Here is a 5,927-nt window from a genome sequence, read left to right on the forward strand (position 1 = left end):
CCAAGCTATCCATTACGATTTTAAACACACCCATAAACGTCAGTTGCAAAACACATCAACCGATAAGCTTTTCCATATAAGTGATGGCAAGCACAATTATTTAGTTAAAATTGCTCAAAAAAATGAGCTTGATCGCTTTGAAGCACAAGCACAGGGCTTAAAACAACTCACTCAAAACAGTATATTTATGGTGCCCGACTGCATTACAACTGGCGCCAATATAGAATATGCGTTTATTGTATTAGAGTGGCTTACACTTGATGACCTTCCCCACACGCATTGGTCAACGATGGGTGAACACCTTGCCATGTTACATCAAAAACACGAGCAAGCGATGTTTGGTTTTGATACAGACAATTATTTAAGCTCTACGCCTCAACCAAATCAATGGCATAAAAAATGGGATGTATTTTTTGCAGAAGAACGTATTGGTTGGCAATTACAGCTATTAGCTGAAAAAGACATTGTGCTGGCAGACCCCGAACAACTGATAAATTTAGTAAAAGAGCAACTGCATAATCATCATGTTTTGCCCTCATTATTACATGGCGACTTTTGGCGCGGAAACATGGGATTTGTAAATAATATTCCGACCCTATTTGACCCTGCCTGCTATTACGGTGATCGAGAGGTCGATATTGCTATGAGTGAACTTTTTGCTCCATTACCCGATGAATTTTATAGCGCCTATGATCATCATTATCCACTCTCTCAGAGCTACCAACATCGTAAGCTTATTTATCAGCTTTACCCTATTTTAAACCATGCCAATATTTATGCAGGCCATTACCTAAATCAGGCTAAAGAACACGTTGAAAAACTACTAAACTTAAATAAATGAGTAAACAAAATATAAGCACTATACTTATACTTGAACTCTAAAAAATAAATCTATTCGAGCGTTATTTTAAGGGCTAATTGCATTAAATTTACTTGTAATAAGTCACTGTTGATAGCTCAATATGAGTAAATCATTTAGTCAGAGTTCAAGCTACTTAGTATTAAGCCGTTATGTGCTATCTAGGTAAAATAACTTAATTTTTAAGAGGGTGTTATGAAAGACTTTTTATCACAACGTATCGCCTGCCCACATTGTGGACACCATATTCATTTAGACCTTGATGCCAGTATGGGCGACCAAGACTACTATGAAGAATGCAGTGCTTGTTGTAATCTAATTCATTTAAATATGCATATAGACTATGCACGTAATAAGTTAGAGTTACACGTGGACAGCGATGACGAACAAATATTTTAGCTATGTTGGCGCATGTAGTTTTCGACGGTGTTTATAATAGTGTATGTTTGCTGATCAACTTCTATATTAAATTCATCACCTACAACAGCTGCACCTAAATTAGTAATATCGAGTGTTTCTGGTATTAAGTGTAACCAAAAGCCATGCTCACCAATATTGCCAACCGTTAAACTGGCGCCATTAATAGATACAAACCCTTTATATAAAACATATTTTTGCCATTTTTTTGGAAGGCTAAGCTGCATTTTGTAGTTATTTTCTAGTTGAACTATTTGCACTATTTTGGCAGTACAATGAATATGACCAGAGACTATGTGCCCACCCAGCTCAGTACCAAACGACACAGAACGCTCGTAATTGACTAAACTACCCAATTCCAGTTGTCCAAGGTTAGTAAGCTGCAAAGTTTCGTCAATAACATCAAAATGCACTTGAGCCACTACATCTTGATTACTAAGCTCTACTTTAACTACCGTTAAGCAGCAACCATTTATAGCGATGCTAGCACCTAAGTCTAAATGCTTTACGTATTGCTCATTAACGGAAACGACTAAACGTAATACACCCTGCGTATGGGTTCTAGAGACTACTGTTGCTTGAGTTTGAATAATACCGGTAAACATAAAAATCGCTTCTCTTTCTAACAAAGTGCTAGTTTAACGTATCAATCGCTAAAATAATTCACTTAATAGCACTTTTATTCGCAACAAAAGTAAGCTTATGCAGCAATTTAATAGATTCGCTGATTGTCTACATAGATAGAGCAATCACAATAGATTACAATGCGCCCATGTTTTTATGAATAGCTGTTTTTTATGACATTTTGTAGTTGGGAAGCTAAACGTTTACTTTCCCTCGCCTTTCCCGTTTTTTTAGCACAAGTGACATTAGTATTAATGTCAGTGGTTGATACCATTATGGCCGGACAAGTGAGTCCAACCGATCTCGCTGCCCTCTCAATTGCTACAGGAATATGGAACCCAATTTTATTAGCAATACAAGGGATTTTATTAGCATTAACGGGAGTCATTGCTCAATTTGCGGGTGCTAAAGATCGTAACGGCATCAGCCATTATTTTCAGCAAGCGCTTTATTTAACGCTCCTTTTGAGTATTGCAGGTTTTTGTGCTGCCCAGCTTGCCAACACCGTTATTTTACAGCTTGATACTAGCCCGGCGATTGCGGGACTTGCTTTTGATTACATTCATTTTGTTAAATGGGGTGTATTTGGTTTTTTAATTTTTACCGTGTACAGAAATATGACTGAAGGCATGGGGATGACCAAGCCTGCGTTTTATATCAGCCTACTCGGACTTGCGGTAAATATCCCACTCAATTATATTTTTATTAAGGGCTTATTTGGTCTACCCGCATTTGGGGGCGCTGGCTGTGGTATTGCCACCGCACTGGTATTTACTGTAATGGCTATTGCGCAAGTTACTTATTGCCAGCTGAGTAAAAAAATAGATGCCAAAGGCTTATTAACTGGCTTTGAAAAACCCAATTTTAAAACCATTGGTATTATTACCAAACTCGGTATTCCTATTTCACTCGCTACTTTTTTTGAAGTGACCTTGTTTGCCTGTATTCCCCTGTTTATTGCGCATTTGGGTGCGGTGGCTGTGTCTGGCCATCAAATTGCAGCCAGTGTGACTGCACTGTTATTTATGATGCCTCTGAGCCTCTCAATTGCCATTAGCATACGAATTGGTAATTTATTTGGGCAAAATCATTTAGATCAATTAAAAGTAGCGGTATCGACAAGTTATATTATGGCGGCTATGGTCGCGTTGTTTATCGCTTTTATTACATTTATAGGGCGCGATATTATTAGCCAACTATACAGCGATAGCCCTGCGGTACTGGCACTTGCTTCATCAATTATGATTTTAGCCTGTATTTACCAACTTCCTGATGCATTACAAGTAGCTGCAAACGGTATTTTACGTGGTTTAAAACACACAGCGCCTATTTCGTATATTACTTTTATTTCTTATTGGTTAATCGGCTTTAGTTTAGGCTACGTATTAGCAAGAACAGACATAATAGTGCCAGCAATGGGCCCTCATGGTTTTTGGATAGGCATTATCGTTGGCTTATCAGTTGCAGCTATACTACTGATGCTGACCGTTCATAGGCGATTTAAACGTGAACCATTTATTCTCTCTTAAACAACCAATCTATACCAAACTGCCGCTTAATTGGTTATTGGCGGCATGTTGTATGGTGCTTTTGGGCTGCTCAGAGCAGCCCAGTGAGGTAAATAAAACCTATTTGTCTCGCTTGAGTAATACTTTACAAGCGCCTGAGCCACACACAAAGCCACTGCAACAATTAGCCTTAGTAAAGCCAGTTGAAGCGTTGCAACCTGCCATTAAAATTGGCATAACTGAACTAGCTGGTATTAGCCAATGTAAACTTAACGTTCTGATAAGCGAGCATAATAATCAATTAGGCAAAACAGCCACCGCTGCTAGCCAATTGAAGTACCAAATAGATTTTATTCAAAGCGCGCAAAACTGTTTAAACACCTTAGATAAACAAAGCAACGTTCACAATAAAATTACAGCGGCAAAAAACCAAAAACAAACTCAACTCACTCATTACTTTAATAATGTTTTATATAGTGAACCTGAACTGAGCAGCACTTGGCAGCTAACTGGCCAAGAACTCAGCACCCAACCGGCTGGGTTTAGTGACACGGTTGAGGCGCTTAAAAAGCTAACGACCATTAAACACCAAATAGAAACTAAAGGGAGTATGGCAATAAACAGCGATGATATTTTGTCAGCGCTTGAACCGCTCAACAAATACAAATTTGATCAACAGCTTATTCAAGCTGCGCGAGAACAAATTAGCTTAAATCATACAGCAACCCAATTTGTAAATACTTTAACGCTTGAAGATATATGCCCTAAAGGTAAAAACAAGCAGCAGGCTAAAATTGTCAGTAATATATTTAATAAATATTATTTAAAACAAATACAGCCTTATCAAGCACAGCTGAGCGGGTATTTAGAAACATTGCAGCCGCTTTATATGCAGCTATGGTTTAATCAAGCAGTGAGTAGTGAAGCGGTAGATGCCCTACTTGACCCAAATTCTAATAACTTACTCTCTCAGCTAAAAGCGTCAGCAAAAGAGCATGTTATCTGGTGGCAAAAATTTTATAAAACGTGCGAAATCAGTCCAATATGAATAAAAAAACGGCAAATAAACTTAAAAACCATAAACATGCTTGATTCACCACTCATCACGCTATATATTAGCGACCGTTGTTAAGCAATTAACAATTCTTAAATACATGCAGTACGACTGTAGCTCAGTTGGTTAGAGCACTACCTTGACATGGTAGGGGTCGGTGGTTCGAATCCACTCAGTCGTACCAACATTTAAGAATCCTAAAATAATTGTACGACCGTAGCTCAGCTGGTTAGAGCGCTACCTTGACATGGTAGAGGTCGGTGGTTCGAATCCACTCGGTCGTACCAATTAAACTCTATATTTCAAACAGTTAAAAACCCTATTCAATCTATTCGTTTAATTATTCAACTAAAAATTAAATTCTTAGTTTTTTATTATTTTGTATTCAAAATTTTAAAATAACGAGAGCCAAGCCTCAAAAGATCATCCTAAAAATTCCAGTTTTTATCGATTTGTGCCCAAACTTGTGCCCAAGCGCCCAAACCACTTTTTTAGCTCTTTAATCTTCCTCAAAATTAGACCCCTACCCTTGCAAATTCACAAACCTCAAATCACAAATTCCAAACCAAAAATTTCAAATCAGGTGACCACTACCCTAATATTTTCCGTGTCATTTCATGAAATATTCTATGACCCCTATTCCATAAACTGCTTCTGTGCCTTGTTTAGACATCGGTGCCCACACAAGGCACTAATACACTAATTAGTTGTTCGGTAAACGTCAAGTAATAGCAAACATGATAGCCACAGACCCAATCTTATTAAGTAAAAAAAGCACTTATAGATAAGTTTATGGACGAGCACTTACAAGGCATCCCTACCAGTGCTGACGTTGATGAAGAGTTTGAGCTTTATTGGGAAAAAGAAAAGCGTCTAGAACTTAAGAATTTTGCCCACGAGTAAAAGCTAAACCAAGAACGCTTAGAAAAGCTAGTAACACGTTATGAGCTAAGTGACGAAATGCCATTAAGGGATGACTTTGCTTGATGTACTAGAAACTAAACCCAGCCTTTTACAACACAGAAAAATACTGCCAGTAATACCGGATAAATTTAAACACTTTGTTGATACGTTTATCGCAGAGTTTTAAAAGGCTGTGGCGGTATTTATTGTAAACCGTCAACGGTTGACGGTTTAGCAAAATGAAGACTTTTAGCTCCTAATTAGTCGTAAGTTTGCACGCAGGTGATTATATGTATTCAGTCCAAGCTAAATTTGATCATTCAATTTTAAAAACTCCAATAGTGCTCAGTATCAGAAATAAGATAGGTTAGGGTCATTGCTAACTTTTCTTTACAAAAAGTTTATACATTGAAAATACTAGTTTTTTTCACATAAATGTAGTGAAATATCTAAATGCAGTTATAATTCTTTCGTTTTTTGGGGCAGTGACATAAAACAAGGTTTTTTGGTTTGGCTCGCTCCTTTATTTTTGTGTGATTTTCAATAATTAAAAAGGATAAGT

5 protein-coding genes and 2 tRNA genes are annotated in these 5,927 nt (G+C 37.5%); 6 read left to right on the forward strand and 1 reads right to left on the reverse strand.

Going from position 1 to position 5,927, the window contains the following annotated elements:
- Together P20439_RS01545 and P20439_RS01550 are read left to right on the forward strand one after the other, a co-directional pair.
- Window positions 1-841 (forward strand): fructosamine kinase family protein (locus P20439_RS01545; protein WP_036932672.1); only part of this gene is annotated, 841 nt, incomplete at its 5' end.
- Window positions 842-1,054: 213 nt separating this feature from the next.
- On the forward strand, window positions 1,055-1,258 hold the full coding sequence (locus tag P20439_RS01550) for a CPXCG motif-containing cysteine-rich protein (RefSeq protein WP_008464077.1): 204 nt from the start codon (window positions 1,055-1,057) through the stop codon (window positions 1,256-1,258).
- Here P20439_RS01550 and P20439_RS01555 read toward each other — a convergent pair.
- Complete coding sequence (locus P20439_RS01555) at window positions 1,255-1,881, reverse strand: riboflavin synthase (protein ID WP_008464078.1); 627 nt, start codon at window positions 1,879-1,881, stop codon at window positions 1,255-1,257. The genes P20439_RS01550 and P20439_RS01555 overlap by 4 nt on opposite strands.
- Before the next feature lie 192 nt (window positions 1,882-2,073).
- Here P20439_RS01555 and P20439_RS01560 point away from each other — a divergent pair, with 192 nt between their 5' ends.
- The 4 genes from P20439_RS01560 to P20439_RS01575 all read left to right on the forward strand — a co-directional run bounded on the left by P20439_RS01560 (window position 2,074) and on the right by P20439_RS01575 (window position 4,749).
- On the forward strand, window positions 2,074-3,429 hold the full coding sequence (locus P20439_RS01560) for an MATE family efflux transporter (RefSeq protein ID WP_008464080.1): 1,356 nt from the start codon (window positions 2,074-2,076) through the stop codon (window positions 3,427-3,429).
- Window positions 3,407-4,456, forward strand: coding sequence for a DUF3080 family protein (locus P20439_RS01565; protein ID WP_008464082.1), 1,050 nt, complete (start codon window positions 3,407-3,409; stop codon window positions 4,454-4,456). The genes P20439_RS01560 and P20439_RS01565 overlap by 23 nt, the downstream gene beginning before the upstream one ends.
- Before the next feature lie 113 nt (window positions 4,457-4,569).
- Window positions 4,570-4,646, forward strand: a tRNA-Val gene (locus P20439_RS01570).
- A 26-nt stretch (window positions 4,647-4,672) separates the two neighbouring features.
- Window positions 4,673-4,749, forward strand: a tRNA-Val gene (locus P20439_RS01575).
- Window positions 4,750-5,927 lie beyond the last annotated feature (1,178 nt).

Origin of the sequence: Pseudoalteromonas sp. BSi20439 (genome assembly GCF_000241165.1) — a bacterium.
GTDB lineage: Bacteria > Pseudomonadota > Gammaproteobacteria > Enterobacterales > Alteromonadaceae > Pseudoalteromonas.